Here is a 15,573-nt window from a genome sequence, read left to right as displayed (position 1 = left end):
ATATGGCACTTAAAGACACATTCAATAAGATGATTTCTTATTTTGATACTGACGAAGTTAGTGAAGTTGAAGGTGAAGAGCAAGCTCCGATTAATGCGGAACAGGCTAGACCTCAGCAAGCAACTAGACCAAGTCAACCTCAACAACCCACTAGACCTGTTCAGCAACAAGCTCGACCAAGTCAAGCTACTACACGTCCGGTTCAACCTACAAGTAGTCAAAGAGCAAGTGAACAATATTCAACTGGATATCAATCACGTGGACAAGTTACTGATGCTAGTGAAAGAAGAGCAAGTCAAAACTCTTATCAAACTTCTGCACCAACAAATAAAAATAATCACATTCAGGCAAATTCTAACCAAGGTCAAACAACAATTGCTTTGAAGTATCCTAAACGTTACGAAGATGCCCAAGAAATTGTTGATCTACTTATTGAAAATGAATGTGTATTGATTGATTTTCAATTTATGTTGGATGCTCAAGCAAGACGTTGTCTTGATTTTATTGATGGAGCTAGTAAAGTTCTTTATGGAACCTTACAGAAAGTTGGGTCTTCTATGTATTTGTTGACCCCATCAAATGTATCTGTTAATATTGAAGATATGAATATCCCAAATAGTAATCAAGATTTTGGATATGATTTTGATATGAAGAGACGTTAATCTATGGGATTTATTTTATATATTTTACTTAATATCATAAGACTATACACCTATTTGTTAGTTGGCTATGCTTTATTATCTTGGTTTCCAGGAGCATATGATACAACTTTAGGCCGTTTAATTCGTCAGTTAGTTGAACCACTAATTAAACCTTTTAAAAATCTGCCATTACAGTTTGCTGGAATGGACTTCACTATTTTAGTCGTAATTCTTGCCTTGAACTTTCTTAGTAGAATTTTAATCCAGATTTTTATATGATGGTCAATCTAAAAGATAAATACCAACATTTTCATCCCGAGGAATATTCGTTCATTGATAAAGTTAGTGAAATAATTAATCGAGTAGAAGATACTTATGTTATTAATATCACTGATTTTTTAAATCCAAGACAAATTGATATTCTAAAATCCTTGGTTGCCCCGACCGAATTACAAACATTTAGTTCCAATGATTATTATGGAACTGAATATGGCAGGGTGATCATTGCACCAGCTTATTACCAGTTTGATCAGAATGATTTTGAGTTAGATTTACTAGAAATTAATTATAATGCTAAATTCAATCAATTAAGGCATTCGCAAATTCTAGGTACTTTGATAAATGAATTAGGAATCAAGCGAGAGTCTATGGGAGATATCCTAGTAGAGGAAGGTTACGCTCAACTGATGATTAGTCATCATCTACTGAATTATTTTTTAGGAAATATTAGTAAAATTGGTAGAGCCAGTGTAACACTTAAAAAAATTCCAATCAATCAGCTAATTAAGGAAGCAAATGAAATGACTTCAACAGACATTTTGGTTTCAAGTTTGCGAATTGATCTGATTATGGCTTCAGTTATCAAAATATCCAGAAGTCAGGCGATGAAATTCATTGAATCTGAAAAAGTAAAAGTTAATTATCGTAAAGTAACTAGAACATCAGATAATCTTGCTCTAGGCGATATGATTAGTGTAAGAGGTTATGGTCGATTCAAAATCGAATCAGATAATGGTCTAAGTAAAAATGGGAAGATTAAATTAACAATCAGTAAAACGATGCGTAAATAAGGAGAAATAATGGCACTTACAGCACTTGAAATTAAAGATAAAACATTTAAAACAAAATTCCGTGGATATAGCGAGGAAGAAGTTAACGAGTTTTTAGATATCGTCGTAGACGATTATGAAGCACTTGTGAAAAAGAACCGTGAACACGAAGCAAAAATTAAAAATTTAGAAGAAAAACTTTCTTATTTTGATGAAATGAAAGAATCTTTAAGTCAATCAGTTATCTTAGCTCAAGAAACTGCTGAAAAAGTAAAAGCTACAGCAAATTCTGAGGCATCAAATCTTGTTAGCAAAGCAAATTATGATGCACAACATTTATTAGATGAGTCAAAAGCGAAATCAAACCAAATGTTGCGTGATGCTACAGATGAAGCAAAACGAGTTGCAGTAGAAACAGAAGAGTTGAAACGTCAAACTCGTGTCTTCCATCAACGTCTTATTTCTTCTATTGAAGCTCAATTGAACTTAGCCAATGCACCTGAATGGGATGAATTGTTGCAACCAACAGCAATCTATCTTCAAAATTCAGATGCTGCTTTTAAAGAAGTTGTGAAAGAAGTTCTTAACGAAGAAGTACCTGAAACTGAAGACAGTGCATCATTTGATGCAACACGCCAATTCACTCCAGAGGAAATGGAAGAATTACAACGTCGTGTTGATGAAAGTAATAAAGATTTGGAAGATGCAAATTTTGATCATTACAATAGTGAAGCAAGTGAACCTGCAATCAACCTTAATGAAACACAAACCTTTAAATTAAATATTGAAGAATAAGAAAAACACAGTTTAATTTACAATATTCACAGCAAGTAGAGGATGATGAGAGCTCTACATTCCCTAGTAAATTTAATTATCATTTTCTTTCTTCCTAACTGAACCAAGTAAGTTAGGAGGTCTGCTCACCTTACGAGCGAAAGAGGGAATAAGAAATTATTCTAAACTAAGGTGGTACCACGAGCTTTCGTCCTTTTACGGATGGAGCTCTTTTTATATTGTCAATAACATGAACTATGACTAAGGAGTTAAAAAAATGAAATTAAAAGAAACCTTAAATCTTGGAAGAACAGCTTTTCCAATGCGTGCTGGCCTTCCTAATAAAGAGCCTCAATGGCAAGAAGCTTGGTTCCAAGCTAATCTTTATAAAAAACGTCAAGAATTAAATGAAGGAAAACCAAGTTTTCATTTACATGATGGACCTCCCTATGCCAATGGAAATATTCACGTTGGCCATGCTTTAAATAAAATATCTAAGGACATCATTGTTCGTTCAAAATCTATGTCTGGCTTCCAAGCGCCATTTGTCCCAGGTTGGGATACTCATGGGTTACCAATTGAACAAGTTTTAGCTAAAAAAGGTGTAAAACGTAAAGAAATGGATTTGGCTGAATATTTGGAAATGTGTCGTACCTATGCACTCAGCCAAGTTGATAAACAGCGTGAAGATTTCAAACGCCTTGGAGTTTCTGCAGATTGGGAAAACCCTTATGTAACTTTGATGCCTCAATACGAAGCAGATCAAATTCGTGTATTTGGTGCGATGGCTGATAAGGGTTATATCTATCGCGGTGCGAAACCAGTCTATTGGTCATGGTCTTCAGAGTCAGCTTTGGCTGAAGCTGAGATTGAGTATCATGACATTGACTCAACGTCATTATATTACGCCAATAAGGTAAAAGATGGCAAGGGTAAATTAGATACAGATACTTATATCGTTGTTTGGACAACAACACCATTTACGGTTACAGCATCTCGTGGCCTTACTGTTGGTCCAGATATGGACTATGTACAAGTTAAACCTGCTGGAAGTGACTGTAAATATGTCGTAGCTGAAGGTTTACTTGAAAGTTTATCAAATAAATTTGGTTGGCCAGAATTTGAAGTCCTTAATAGCTTCAAAGGAAGTGAACTTGAATATATTGTGACTGAGCACCCATGGGATACAGAAGTTGATGAACTTGTTATTTTAGGTGACCACGTTACACTTGAAACAGGTACAGGTATTGTTCATACAGCACCTGGTTTTGGTGAAGATGACTACAATGTTGGTAGTAAATATAAATTAGAAGTTGCTGTTACTGTTGATGAGCGCGGCATCATGATGGAAAATGCAGGACCAGATTTCCAAGGCCAATTTTATGATAAAGTGACACCGATTGTTAAAGAAAAGCTTGGCGACTTATTATTAGCTAGTGAAGTTATAAATCACTCATACCCATTTGACTGGCGTACTAAAAAACCAATCATTTGGCGTGCTGTTCCACAATGGTTTGCTTCAGTATCAGATTTCAGACAAGAAATCTTGGATGAAATTGAAAAAGTTAACTTCCATCCTTCATGGGGTAAAACGCGTCTTTATAATATGATCCGTGACCGTGGCGATTGGGTAATCTCACGTCAACGTGCATGGGGTGTCCCTCTACCAATCTTCTATGCTGAGGATGGCACAGCTATTATGACAAAAGAAGTAACTGACCATATTGCCAATCTTTTTGAACAAGAAGGTTCAATCATCTGGTGGAAGAAAGAAGCAAAAGAATTACTACCTGAAGGCTTTACTCATCCAGGTTCACCAAATGGTGAGTTTACAAAAGAAACAGATATCATGGATGTTTGGTTTGATTCAGGTTCATCTTGGAATGGTGTAATGAATGCTCGTGGACACTTAGACTACCCAGCAGATCTTTATTTAGAAGGATCAGACCAGTACCGAGGATGGTTTAATTCATCATTAATCACATCAGTTGCTGTTAATGGTCATGCCCCATATAAAGAAGTCTTATCACAAGGTTTTGTCCTTGATGGTAAGGGTGAAAAAATGTCTAAATCAAAAGGTAATACAATCTTACCTAGTGATGTGACTAAACAATATGGTGCAGAAATTCTGCGTTTATGGGTTACTTCAGTTGACACCGATAATGACGTCCGTGTATCTATGGATATTCTAGGACAAGTATCAGAAACATATCGTAAAATCAGAAATACGCTACGTTTCTTGATTGCTAATACGTCTGATTTCAATCCAAATACTGATGCTGTAGCTTATGAAAATCTTTCTGCAGTTGATAAATATATGACAATCAAATTTAACAAATTAGTTGAATTAATCAATACTTCATATGCATCATACGATTTCATGGCAATCTACAAAGCAGTTGTTAACTTTGTGACAATTGATTTATCAGCCTTTTATTTAGATTTTGCTAAAGACGTTGTATATATTGAAGGAGCTAATAGCCCTGAACGCCGTCGCATGCAAACAGTATTCTATGATATTTTGGTTAAAATTACTAAACTATTAACACCAATTTTACCTCATACAGCTGAGGAAATCTGGTCCTATTTAGAATTTGAAAGTGAAGAATTTGTACAGTTATCAGAGTTACCTCTAGCTGAAAGCTATGAAGGTGAAGAGGATATTTTATCTGCATGGGAAGCTTTCATGACTCTACGTACACAAGCTCAAAAAGCTTTAGAAGAAGCTCGTAATGAGAAAATTATCGGTAAATCTCTTGAAGCACACTTGACAGTCTATGCTAGTCCGCATGTCAAAACATTATTAACAGCTTTAGATAGTGATATTGCACTATTAATGATTGTATCTCAATTGACAGTTGCTGATTTAGAAGAAGCGCCTGAAAATGCAATAGCATTTGATGGTGTTGCATTTACTGTAGAACATGCAGTAGGTGAAGTGTGTGAGCGTTCTCGCCGCGTTGATCCGACAACTAGAATGCGTCCTTATGGAGCATTTGTCTGTGATGCAAGTGCAAAAATAATTGAAGAAAATTTCCCAGAGGCAGTAGCTGAAGGATTTGAAACTAAATAAAAAATCTGACCGAAAGGTCAGATTTTTTTGTTTGTTAGTGATAAAGAAAAACTAACCTGGATGGGCTAGTTTTCTTCTTTGATTGGGAATGAGATTTCAATTAAATTATTGGTATGAACCATTTTTGTTTTCCCTTTAATGATAAGAGATTGATCGATGCGACGTTTTAAGAAAAATTCACGGATTGCTTCTAATTCTTCATCTTTAATTGCGCGATATTTATTAGTGATTAATAGTTCGTAATGTTTTGGTGCTTTTGTGAAAACGACATCTGTGTTACCTGCCGAGTAAACTTCAACCAATTTAGCATCTGTATTTGTTAGTTGATTGGTTACCAGTTCAGGATGACTCCCTGTTGTATTAATAAGTCTCATAATTATCTCCTCTTTATCAATCACTATACATCAATAAATTAATAGTTATTAAGAATGGTGTTGTTTTTGCCATTCAGTTATTGCCCATTTATGACTGCCGCGTTTTAAGTTGGCAATTGCTTCCTCGATTGGGAACCAAGCTAGTTTGTTAAAGTCTTCCAAGGGATCTCCTTGAATACTATAAGAAGTTACTTCATACAAGTAAGCTGGATTATAGTAATAGGTATCTCTATGACGTGAGTAAAAATACTCGTCTGCTTGGCCATAGTAATATCCAATCTCAGCTGAGAATCCGAGCTCCTCAATCAATTCTCGCTCTAAAGCAGTTAAGTGATTCTCACCTTCCTCAATTTCTCCACCAGGAAGAAACCAAGCCCCGTTGGGTGCCTGTACTAAGATGACCTCTGTTTTATCACTGTTTGGAATAACTGCATAAACTCCATACCGAGATTTGTAGTTTTTTTCTTCAATTTTTTCGCCGAATTTTGGAACTGTCATAGCCGTCCCTCCTATTTATATTATACTAAAAAAATGAAGATAGCGCTTTATTTTTTTTCATAATATGTGAAAATTTTCATCAAAAAAGTGATAATAATCATTATTATCACTTTTCAAATTAATTTTCGTAAGACTTGGTTTGATCTTCCACAGGGGAATTAGATTTTTTTGCTGATTTAATAATGATATTTCCATTACTAGTCATCATTGCTTTAAGCTCTTTTTCACTAGGATTTTCCAAGTAGAAATCAGTAATAGCATCTTCAATGTAATCTTGAATAGTTCTTCTTAATGGACGAGCACCCATTTTTGGATTATAACCAAGATCGACTAATTTCTCTTTAACTTTATTGGTCACATCAAGGTGAAGGCCATTTTGAGAGAGGCGATTGTTGACATCTTCTAACATCAAATCAACAATATGTAATAGATTATCTTTGCTTAATGTTTGGAATTCAATAATACCATCAAAACGGTTCATAAATTCTGGATTAAAGAAATTTGTTAATTGTCCCAGAACTGAACTTGTTCGTCCTTCGCGGGCTGCCCCAAATCCGACAGAGGCTTCATTAGTACTTGTCCCGGCATTAGAAGTCATAATGATGATGGTATCTTTAAAGCTAACTGTCCGGCCTTGCCCATCAGTCAAACGACCATCGTCTAAAACTTGAAGGAACATGTGCATAACATCAGGGTGAGCTTTTTCAATTTCATCCAGCAAAATGAGTGAATAAGGATTGCGACGGACTTTTTCCGTTAATTGACCGGCTTCCTCATATCCGACATAGCCAGGAGGGGCACCAACCAACTTAGCAACGGCATGTTTTTCCATGTACTCTGACATATCAAAACGAATCATATTATCGGCTGTGCCAAAAAGTTCAATTGCTAATTGCTTAGATAACTCAGTTTTCCCTACACCTGTAGGACCCACGAATAAGAATGAACCGATTGGTCGATTTGGCGTACCTAGACCGACCCGGTTACGACGAATAGCTTTAGCAATTTTATCAACAGCATCGTCTTGACCAATGACATGACTCTTCAAGTCTTCAGCCAGGTGAATCAATTGTGATTGTTCTTTTTCTTTCAAATCACCCACAGGGATATTGGTTTTGTCCTCTAAGATACCTTCAATTGTTTTCTCAGTAATGATTGGGGTATCTTCTTCATCAACTTTTTGCTTTTGTAACTCTTTATATTTGATAATTTGGTCGCGGAAATAAGCTGCGCGCTCATAGTCTTCATCTCGTGTAGCCTGCGCTTTTAAATTTTCGGCTTCGACAAGACGTTGATCTATTTCTTTTGGATCAACAAAAGTTAACGTCAAGTTCAATTTTGAGCCGGCTTCATCGAGTAAGTCAATTGCTTTGTCTGGAAGGAAGCGATCTTGAATATATCGATTAGAAAGTGTCGCAGCAGCAATGATAGCATCATCTGTATACTTAACATGATGATAATCTTCGTACTTAGTCTGGATCCCTTTTAAGATGGTAATTGTTTCTTCAACAGAAGGCTCATCAACCTTAACAGGTTGCATACGTCGTTCTAAGGCGGCATCTTTCTCAATAATTCGATACTCATTAAGTGTAGTAGCACCAACTAACTGTAATTCACCACGAGCAAGAGCAGGTTTTAAGATATTTCCAGCGTCCATGTTGCCATCACCTGCATTACCGGCTCCAACAATTTCGTGAATTTCATCAATGAATAAGATAACATCTTGACGGTTTCTTATTTCTTCCATCAGTTTTTGCATTCGTTCTTCAAATTGACCACGGATTCCAGTTCCTTGGACTAAACTAACAACATCTAAACGAATCACTTGTTTACCTTGAAGTTTATATGGGACATCACTGTCCACAATTTTTTGAGCTAAACCTTCAACGACAGCAGTTTTACCAACACCGGGTTCGCCAATTAGAACTGGATTATTCTTTGTACGACGATTGAGAATTTCAATGACACGTGTAATCTCTTCGTCACGACCTATAACAGGGTCAATACCTCCTTTACGGGCAATTTCCGTAACATTGATACCAAACTCTTCTAGTAAGCCTTTAGGCTGTTGAGTAGCTTGTGCATTTTGATTACGAGAGCCCTGTTGGTTAGGAATTTTCCCATTATTTCCACCGTTTCCACCTGCCTGAGTTGGAGGAGTATTAGGTAGATTTCCGAAAGATCGAAAGTTATTCAAATCACCGAAAAAGTCATCAAAGAATGGATTCATTGGGTCTTGTTTTTTTTCTGAACGCGAACCAATTCCCCCTAATATTGAATTATTCGCATCCGTTTTCATTATTTGATAGCAATTTTGACATAAATCAATTTGCTTTTGTTTCCCATTAACATTGGTATATAAATGGATTGAAGCTTCATTTAATTGACAATTCTGACAGAGCATAGCATACCTCCAATGCATTTCTATCGACCATCTTGATTTATAGTCAAACATGGTCAAACTTTATAACCATATTATAGCACCCTATTTTTGGAAATCAAGTAAAAAGTTCGAATTTTTAGCACTCTCCAGAATAGAGTGATAATCACAATATTTTCGAGAAAAAACAACAATTTACCACACATAACAAAGGAAAAGATTGAGAAATTTGTCTCTTTTAGTGTTTGTTTAGGGCAAATTATGTTAAAATAATATGGAAAACTAAGGAATAGGAGAACAGAAATGGAATCACATTTAGTGAGAATCATCAACCGCTTAGAATTAATGGTTAATGACGGTGGCAACTTAAAAAGAAATTTTGAACGTGATGGCGTAGTAGTTGCTGAAGTAGCATTTGCAAATGATGTTGAAACTGGACCAGTTTTTACATTACGTGATGTTGAAGCTCGTGAATCATATTCATTTGATAGTATTGATTTAATTGCAATGGAAATTTACGATTTATTATATTAATATTAATCTTTAAAAAAAACTTGCCCAGGCAGGTTTTTTATTTTAGTTTCTATTGTATTTTTATACATAAAGTGTTATAATTATTTCGTTGTTTTAAAAAATCGATATGTTTGGAGTATAAATATGAATTTTTCTTTTTTGCCACATTACTGGGGCTACTTTAATTACGGTGTCTTAGTCACCATTTTTATTTCAATTGCTGTAGTGTTTTTTGGCACCATATTAGGCATAATTATTACATTTTTGAAGAGAAGTTCTATTCTTCCCTTGAAATGGCTTGCCTCTTTCTATGTTTGGATTTTCCGAGGGACACCAATGGTCGTTCAAATTATGATTGCCTTTGCTTGGATGCACTTTAATCAAATGCCTATTATAGATTTTGGTGTTCTAAACCTTGATTTTTCACGACTCTTACCTGGGATTATTATTATTTCATTGAATAGCGGAGCATATATTTCCGAAATAGTCAGAGCTGGGATTGAGGCCGTACCGGCTGGCCAGTTAGAAGCAGCATACTCTTTAGGCATTCGCCCTAAAAATGCGATGCGGTTTGTTATATTACCTCAAGCTTTTAAGAATATCCTTCCAGCATTAGGCAATGAGTTTATTACAATAATAAAAGATAGTGCACTCTTGCAAACAATTGGTGTTATGGAATTATGGAATGGTGCCCAATCGGTTGTTACGTCAACGTATCAGCCAATTACACCTTTATTGTTTGGAGCATTTTATTACTTGATGGTTACGACTGTAATGTCACAACTATTACATTTATTAGAAAAGAAGATGGGACAGGGAGTTAAAAGTTTATGAGTCAAGAACTATTGAAAATTGAAGCCTTACATAAGTCTTTTGGTCAGCATCATGTTTTAAAGGGAATCGACTTAACAATTGAGCAAGGAGAGGTTTTAGTCATTATTGGACCGTCTGGATCTGGTAAGTCAACATTATTAAGGACGATGAACTTATTAGAAACACCAAGCAAAGGAAAAGTAACCTTTGAGGGTACTGACATTACGGATAAGGAAAATGATATTTTTAAAATGCGTGAAAAAATGGGAATGGTCTTTCAACAGTTTAACCTCTTTCCCAACATGACCGTTTTAGACAATATTACTCTCTCACCAATCAAAACTAAAAAGGTCAGTAAAATGATAGCTGAAGAAAAGGCTTATCACCTTTTGGAAAAAGTTGGTCTCGCTGATAAGGCTACAAGTTATCCAGATTCTCTTTCAGGTGGGCAAAAGCAAAGGATTGCGATAGCTCGAAGCTTGGCGATGGACCCCGATATGCTTTTATTTGATGAACCAACATCTGCCTTAGATCCTGAAATGGTGGGTGAGGTTTTAACTGTTATGAAAGAACTCGCTCTTGCCGGAATGACAATGGCTATTGTTACACATGAAATGGGTTTTGCCAAGGAAGTTGCAGACCGAGTTATCTTTATGGATGATGGTATGATTGTCGAAGAAGGCAAGCCTGAAGAAATTTTTGACCACCCAAGCCAAGCAAGAACCGTTGATTTCTTGAGTAAAATACTTTAATTAAGTTGGAGAAATCCAACTTTTTTATTAACTCTATTTAATTTTTTAGTGAAAAGGATTACATTATAATTTTCTTATGTTATAATTGGAAGATATTAAAGGGAGAATAGTGTGAAATTATTACAAGCAGAAATTGGGAAAAAGTATCTTATCAAGTCTATTAATCTTCCTGATTCATTTAAAAAACATTTGTCACATTTAGGCTTGTTGCCTGACAAACAGATTATGCTCATTTCAAAGACTAATAATAGTGCTATCGTAATGTTATCAGATCAGAGACTAGCATTTGATAAAAGTATTTTAGATAATATTGATGTTGAACTACATCAAACGACCTCAAATGCTGTCCCACTTACCGATTTATTGGTAGGTGAAAAAGCTTATATTGATAATATCTTTACAAATAAAGAAACTAAGCGACATTTGATGGATATGGGATTAACGAAAGGGACGCAAGTCAAATTAATAAAAGTTGCTCCTTTGGGAGATCCAATTGAAATCTCTGTGAGAGGATTTGAACTAACACTTAGAAAATCAGAAGCACAATTAATTAGCGTTGATCGAAGATAGAACATTTAAGAGGAGTTATGCGAAAAGTTACATTAATTGGGAACCCAAATAGTGGAAAGACGAGTTTATTTAATTTATTAACTGGAAGTAATCAGAAAGTTGGAAATTGGCCAGGAGTCACTGTTGATCGAAAAAGTGGCTTTTTAAAAATAGATAAACAGATTGAAATTCAAGATTTACCAGGAGTTTACTCTTTATCTCCTTATACATCTGAAGAAAAAGTGGCGAGAGATTATCTGCTTTGTGGGCAACTTCAGCTTATTGTTGATGTTTTAGATGCATCAAACCTTGAAAGAAATCTTTATTTAGCAACCCAACTGTTAGAATTAGGTTTTCCTTGTCTTCTTGTCTTAAATATGATGGATGTTGTAGAAAGAAATGGAAATCAGATTAGTTGTGATAAACTTAGTTATCTGCTAAGTGTACCTGTAGTTTCAATCAGTGCCATAAAAAATAAAGGGATTGATAAGATGGTTAAGTACATCCAAAAATTAGTTCATAGTGGGTCACCTTCACCTTACCCAATTTATGAAGATAGTTTTGAAGCTGCATTGAGTCAAATAGAGCAACTTCTAACAGACTATGATTTAGGGCTCAGTAGACGACACTACTTGATAAAATTATTTGAACGAGACCCTCTTGTTCAGGAACATCTTGAATTATCTTCTGATATCATTTCGGAAATTGAATATATTTCAGCAATTACAGAGAAGATTTATATGGAAGATGCAGAATCTATTGTTATTAATCAAAGATATGCTTATATTGATAGCATTTGTCAAATGGCTCAAATAAAAAAAGATAATTTCGAGCTTAAATTATCTGACAAAATTGATACTATTATCACTAACCGGTTTTTAGCTTTACCTATTTTTGCTATTATCATGTTTATTGTGTATTATTTATCCATTCAAACAATTGGAACCTTAGGAACTGATTGGGCTAACGATTATTTATTTGGAAAACTAGTTCCAAATACTCTGCAAACTGTGTTAACATACTTAAAAGTTGATTTTTGGTTGAAGTCCTTAATAATTGATGGCATCGTTGCAGGAGTTGGAGCAGTTCTAGGTTTTGTTCCTCAATTGTTTGTTTTATTTCTTTGTTTGGGTATACTTGAAGATATTGGTTATATGAGTCGGATTGCTTTTGTAATGGATAGAGTTTTCCGTAAGTTTGGCTTATCAGGAAAGACATTTATTCCAATGTTAATTGCTACTGGGTGTGGTGTTCCTGCTATTATGGCCAGTCGTACAATTGAAAATGAACAAGATCGTAAGATAACGATTATGACATCAACATTCATGCCATGTTCGGCTAAAATGGCCATAGTCGCTCTTATTTCGGGTGTCTTCTTTCCCAATAACCCTATAATTGCCCCAAGTGCCTATTTTATTGGAATTGCTTCTATTGTTTTATCAGGTATTTCCCTGAAAAAAACAAAATTATTGTCAAGTCAAGCAAGTCCATTTATCATGGAGTTGCCTGCCTATCATTTACCACATTTACCTACAGTAATACTATATGCTTATAATAAAGCCTTAAGTTTTATAAAAAAGGCAGGTACTGTCATTTTTGTTTTAACAATTCTACTTTGGTATTTAACTTCCTATGATTTTCGATTTCAACCCGTTAATGCACAAGAAAGCATATTAGCAGACATAGGACGTCATTTTGCTTGGATTTTTTCACCATTAGGATTTGGTAATTGGAAAGCAACAGTAGCAACTTTTTCTGGATTGTTAGCTAAAGAAACCGTGGTTGCAACATTTGGTATCTTTTATCAAAATAATCAAATGACTGTGTCACCGAATTTGCTTTGGAATCAATTAAGATTAGACTATTCTCCTATAGCAGCATATTCCTTCTTGGTTTTTAATCTATTATGCACTCCTTGTTTTGCAGCTATCGGGGCAATAAAACGTGAAATGAATAGTAAGAAATGGTCATTGTTTGCTATAGGTTTTCAAACAGAACTAGCTTATTCGGTAAGTTTTATCATTTATCAACTTGGTCTTTATTTTCAGACAGGACAACTTTCATTTTTCACAATCATTGCAGTCCTCTTGTTAATAATAGCTAGTTATCTGATTTTGAGGAAACCTAAAGAAAGTCAAGAAAACCTAATCACATTAACTAATATTTTCAATTATAGGGAGGATAAAAACTAATGTCGACGTTTATTATTTTTATTATTATCGTCATTCTAGTATTTTTTAGTTTAAAATATTATCGCAGTCAAAATGGTTCATGTGGCGATTGCAATTGTTCTTGTCCAATCAAAGATAAAATGAAAGATAAATAATTGACAAAGAGGGAATGCTCCCTCTTTTTTTTGGTATAATGATAAAAAGATAGATAAGGAAAGAATTCATGACACAGATAATCGATGGAAAAGCACTAGCCCAAAAGATGCAATCAAATTTAGCTGATAAAGTGCAAGTTTTAAATAATAAGTACCATATTGTACCAGGATTAGTAGTGATATTAATTGGTAATAATCCGGCCAGTCAAGTTTATGTCAAAAATAAAGAAAAAGCAGCTATAGCAGCTGGTTTTAAAAGTGAAACTGTTCGCTTATCGGAATCAACTTGTCAAGAAGAGCTGATTGATATTATCAATCAATATAACCTAGATGATAGCATCCATGGTATATTAGTCCAATTACCATTGCCAAGCCATATTAATGACAAAAAAATAATCCTCTCAATTGATCCTAAAAAAGATGTCGATGGCTTTCATCCAATGAATACTGGTCACTTGTGGTCAGGTCGCCCACTTATGGTTCCTTGTACACCAGCGGGGATTATGGAGATGTTTAGTGAATACAGTATCGATTTAGAGGGTAAAAATGCAGTAATCATTGGTCGTTCAAACATTGTTGGCAAACCAATGGCCCAATTGTTACTAGATAAAAATGCGACCGTTACTTTAACACATTCGCGGACCAAGCATTTACCAGAAGTAGCTAGTCGCGCAGATATCCTTATCGTGGCAATTGGCCAAGGAAATTTTGTAACTAAAGAATTTGTCAAAGAAGGTGCTGTTGTTATTGATGTTGGAATGAATCGTGATGATAATGGTAAATTAATTGGGGATGTTGATTTTGATCAAGTGGCTGATTTAACTAGTTTCATCACACCAGTCCCAGGTGGAGTTGGACCGATGACAATTACGATGTTACTAGAACAAACTTATCAAGCTTGTTTAAGAAGTGTGTCAAAATGAAATTAAACGAAGAATTGGCCAAGGAAATTATTGGTCCTAGACGTCGTAATTCCCACAAAGGCGATTATGGGCGCGTGCTATTAATTGGTGGTCTATATCCCTATGGTGGAGCAATTATTATGTCTGCAATTGCTACTGTCAAAAGTGGCGCAGGTCTAGTAACTGTGGCGACTGAAAAAGAGAATATACCAGCCTTACATAACCATTTGGCTGAAGCAATGGCCTTTTCAGTGGATGACCAAGACTTCTTGCAAAAAACGATGATTACAGCCGATGTAATCCTAATTGGCCCAGGCCTTGGGGACAATAGCAAAGCAGAAGAACTATTAAAAACAGTCTTGCAAGGGGTTAGCCCTGAACAAATTCTGATCATAGATGGCTCTGCTTTAACACTCTTAGCAGAAGAAGATGTTTCAATCTTAAAGAATAAGCAAGTTATCCTTACCCCTCATCAAAAAGAATGGGAAAGGTTAAGTAAACTAGCTATTGCGGATCAGAATCCTCAAGCCTCTCAAAAAGCTTTAATGCATTTTCCGCAAGAAACAATCTTAGTAGCCAAAAGTGATGAAACGGCTCTAATCTCGACTGAAGAGATTTCTCTCCTTGACGTTGGAGGACCTTATCAAGCTACAGGTGGAATGGGCGATACCCTAGCTGGAATGATTGCCGGCTTTGTGGCCCAATTTAAACAAAAAAGCATTTATAAAGTTGTTGCAGCGGCAACTTATCTTCATTCAGCAATAGCAGATGACTTGGCAAGAGATAACTATGTTGTCCTACCCACGCAAATTAGTGACTCTATCCAAAAATGGATGAATAAGTATGCGAAAGCTGATTAATAAGAAGATTTTAAAAGAAGCTTTAAAGCTTCTTTTTTGGTACTAATCTTAACAATTTAAAATGAAAAA

General features: G+C 35.3%; 16 protein-coding genes. 13 read left to right on the top strand and 3 right to left on the bottom strand.

Annotated features, from left to right (window positions below; translation table 11 throughout):
• The first annotated feature begins 2 nt into the window (after nt 1-2).
• From SPB_RS04820 to ileS, 5 genes are all read left to right on the top strand, one after another.
• On the top strand, nt 3-662 hold the full coding sequence (locus tag SPB_RS04820; RefSeq protein WP_003106068.1) for a cell division protein SepF: 660 nt from the start codon (nt 3-5) through the stop codon (nt 660-662).
• A gap of 3 nt (nt 663-665) precedes the next feature.
• Nucleotides 666-920: a YggT family protein gene (locus tag SPB_RS04815; RefSeq protein ID WP_003103585.1), complete on the top strand. Its 255-nt coding sequence runs from the start codon at nt 666-668 to the stop codon at nt 918-920.
• Complete coding sequence (locus tag SPB_RS04810) at nt 920-1,711, top strand: YlmH family RNA-binding protein (protein ID WP_037621345.1); 792 nt, start codon at nt 920-922, stop codon at nt 1,709-1,711. The genes SPB_RS04815 and SPB_RS04810 overlap by 1 nt, the downstream gene beginning before the upstream one ends.
• 9 nt (nt 1,712-1,720) lie before the next feature.
• A complete protein-coding gene (locus tag SPB_RS04805; protein WP_003107309.1) occupies nt 1,721-2,485 on the top strand; it encodes a DivIVA domain-containing protein in 765 nt (254 codons plus the stop codon).
• Nucleotides 2,486-2,741: 256 nt separating this feature from the next.
• On the top strand, nt 2,742-5,537 hold the full coding sequence (gene ileS, locus SPB_RS04800; protein WP_003105723.1) for an isoleucine--tRNA ligase: 2,796 nt from the start codon (nt 2,742-2,744) through the stop codon (nt 5,535-5,537).
• A 65-nt stretch (nt 5,538-5,602) separates the two neighbouring features.
• Here ileS and SPB_RS04795 read toward each other — a convergent pair whose 3' ends face one another.
• The 3 genes from SPB_RS04795 to SPB_RS04785 form a co-directional block, all read right to left on the bottom strand.
• The gene (locus tag SPB_RS04795; protein WP_003104079.1) at nt 5,603-5,911 is read right to left on the bottom strand and encodes a DUF1827 family protein; all 309 of its coding nucleotides are present in this window, start codon (nt 5,909-5,911) and stop codon (nt 5,603-5,605) included.
• A 48-nt stretch (nt 5,912-5,959) separates the two neighbouring features.
• The gene (locus tag SPB_RS04790) at nt 5,960-6,409 is read right to left on the bottom strand and encodes an NUDIX hydrolase (protein ID WP_003103112.1); all 450 of its coding nucleotides are present in this window, start codon (nt 6,407-6,409) and stop codon (nt 5,960-5,962) included.
• A 118-nt stretch (nt 6,410-6,527) separates the two neighbouring features.
• Entirely contained in the window at nt 6,528-8,813 is a 2,286-nt protein-coding gene (locus tag SPB_RS04785; RefSeq protein ID WP_003102350.1) for an ATP-dependent Clp protease ATP-binding subunit, read from the bottom strand.
• A 279-nt stretch (nt 8,814-9,092) separates the two neighbouring features.
• On the opposite strand from SPB_RS04785, the gene SPB_RS04780 reads away from it, so the two are divergent.
• From SPB_RS04780 to SPB_RS04750, 8 genes are all read left to right on the top strand, one after another.
• Complete coding sequence (locus SPB_RS04780) at nt 9,093-9,323, top strand: DUF1797 family protein (protein WP_003105222.1); 231 nt, start codon at nt 9,093-9,095, stop codon at nt 9,321-9,323.
• Between the two features lie 123 nt (nt 9,324-9,446).
• Nucleotides 9,447-10,136: an amino acid ABC transporter permease gene (locus SPB_RS04775; protein ID WP_003103587.1), complete on the top strand. Its 690-nt coding sequence runs from the start codon at nt 9,447-9,449 to the stop codon at nt 10,134-10,136.
• On the top strand, nt 10,133-10,867 hold the full coding sequence (locus tag SPB_RS04770) for an amino acid ABC transporter ATP-binding protein (RefSeq protein WP_003102516.1): 735 nt from the start codon (nt 10,133-10,135) through the stop codon (nt 10,865-10,867). The genes SPB_RS04775 and SPB_RS04770 overlap by 4 nt, the downstream gene beginning before the upstream one ends.
• 111 nt (nt 10,868-10,978) lie before the next feature.
• A complete protein-coding gene (locus SPB_RS04765; RefSeq protein ID WP_003105762.1) occupies nt 10,979-11,437 on the top strand; it encodes a ferrous iron transport protein A in 459 nt (152 codons plus the stop codon).
• Nucleotides 11,438-11,454: 17 nt separating this feature from the next.
• Nucleotides 11,455-13,608 (top strand): ferrous iron transport protein B, encoded by a 2,154-nt coding sequence (gene feoB / locus SPB_RS04760; protein ID WP_003105786.1) that lies wholly within the window; start codon nt 11,455-11,457, stop codon nt 13,606-13,608.
• Entirely contained in the window at nt 13,608-13,742 is a 135-nt protein-coding gene (locus SPB_RS11010) for a FeoB-associated Cys-rich membrane protein (protein WP_003107303.1), read from the top strand. Before feoB ends, SPB_RS11010 begins: the two co-directional genes overlap by 1 nt.
• Nucleotides 13,743-13,810: 68 nt before the next feature.
• A complete protein-coding gene (locus SPB_RS04755; RefSeq protein ID WP_003103748.1) occupies nt 13,811-14,665 on the top strand; it encodes a bifunctional methylenetetrahydrofolate dehydrogenase/methenyltetrahydrofolate cyclohydrolase in 855 nt (284 codons plus the stop codon).
• Nucleotides 14,662-15,504: an NAD(P)H-hydrate dehydratase gene (locus SPB_RS04750; protein WP_003104648.1), complete on the top strand. Its 843-nt coding sequence runs from the start codon at nt 14,662-14,664 to the stop codon at nt 15,502-15,504. The genes SPB_RS04755 and SPB_RS04750 overlap by 4 nt, the downstream gene beginning before the upstream one ends.
• Nucleotides 15,505-15,573: the final 69 nt, after the last annotated feature.

The organism is Streptococcus parauberis NCFD 2020, from assembly GCF_000187935.1.
Taxonomy (GTDB): Bacteria; Bacillota; Bacilli; order Lactobacillales; family Streptococcaceae; genus Streptococcus; species Streptococcus parauberis.
This window is presented reverse-complemented; position numbering and strand designations above follow the sequence as displayed.

Coding starts and splice junctions, on each gene's coding strand:
- ileS (WP_003105723.1), top strand. CDS start 2,742: ATGAAATTAAAAGAAACCTTAAATCTTGGAAGAACAGCTTTTCCAATG.
- SPB_RS04750 (WP_003104648.1), top strand. CDS start 14,662: ATGAAATTAAACGAAGAATTGGCCAAGGAAATTATTGGTCCTAGACGT.
- SPB_RS04755 (WP_003103748.1), top strand. CDS start 13,811: ATGACACAGATAATCGATGGAAAAGCACTAGCCCAAAAGATGCAATCA.
- SPB_RS04770 (WP_003102516.1), top strand. CDS start 10,133: ATGAGTCAAGAACTATTGAAAATTGAAGCCTTACATAAGTCTTTTGGT.
- SPB_RS04805 (WP_003107309.1), top strand. CDS start 1,721: ATGGCACTTACAGCACTTGAAATTAAAGATAAAACATTTAAAACAAAA.
- SPB_RS04785 (WP_003102350.1), bottom strand. CDS start 8,813: ATGCTCTGTCAGAATTGTCAATTAAATGAAGCTTCAATCCATTTATAT.
- SPB_RS04780 (WP_003105222.1), top strand. CDS start 9,093: ATGGAATCACATTTAGTGAGAATCATCAACCGCTTAGAATTAATGGTT.
- feoB (WP_003105786.1), top strand. CDS start 11,455: ATGCGAAAAGTTACATTAATTGGGAACCCAAATAGTGGAAAGACGAGT.
- SPB_RS11010 (WP_003107303.1), top strand. CDS start 13,608: ATGTCGACGTTTATTATTTTTATTATTATCGTCATTCTAGTATTTTTT.
- SPB_RS04820 (WP_003106068.1), top strand. CDS start 3: ATGGCACTTAAAGACACATTCAATAAGATGATTTCTTATTTTGATACT.
- SPB_RS04790 (WP_003103112.1), bottom strand. CDS start 6,409: ATGACAGTTCCAAAATTCGGCGAAAAAATTGAAGAAAAAAACTACAAA.
- SPB_RS04795 (WP_003104079.1), bottom strand. CDS start 5,911: ATGAGACTTATTAATACAACAGGGAGTCATCCTGAACTGGTAACCAAT.
- SPB_RS04775 (WP_003103587.1), top strand. CDS start 9,447: ATGAATTTTTCTTTTTTGCCACATTACTGGGGCTACTTTAATTACGGT.
- SPB_RS04815 (WP_003103585.1), top strand. CDS start 666: ATGGGATTTATTTTATATATTTTACTTAATATCATAAGACTATACACC.
- SPB_RS04810 (WP_037621345.1), top strand. CDS start 920: ATGGTCAATCTAAAAGATAAATACCAACATTTTCATCCCGAGGAATAT.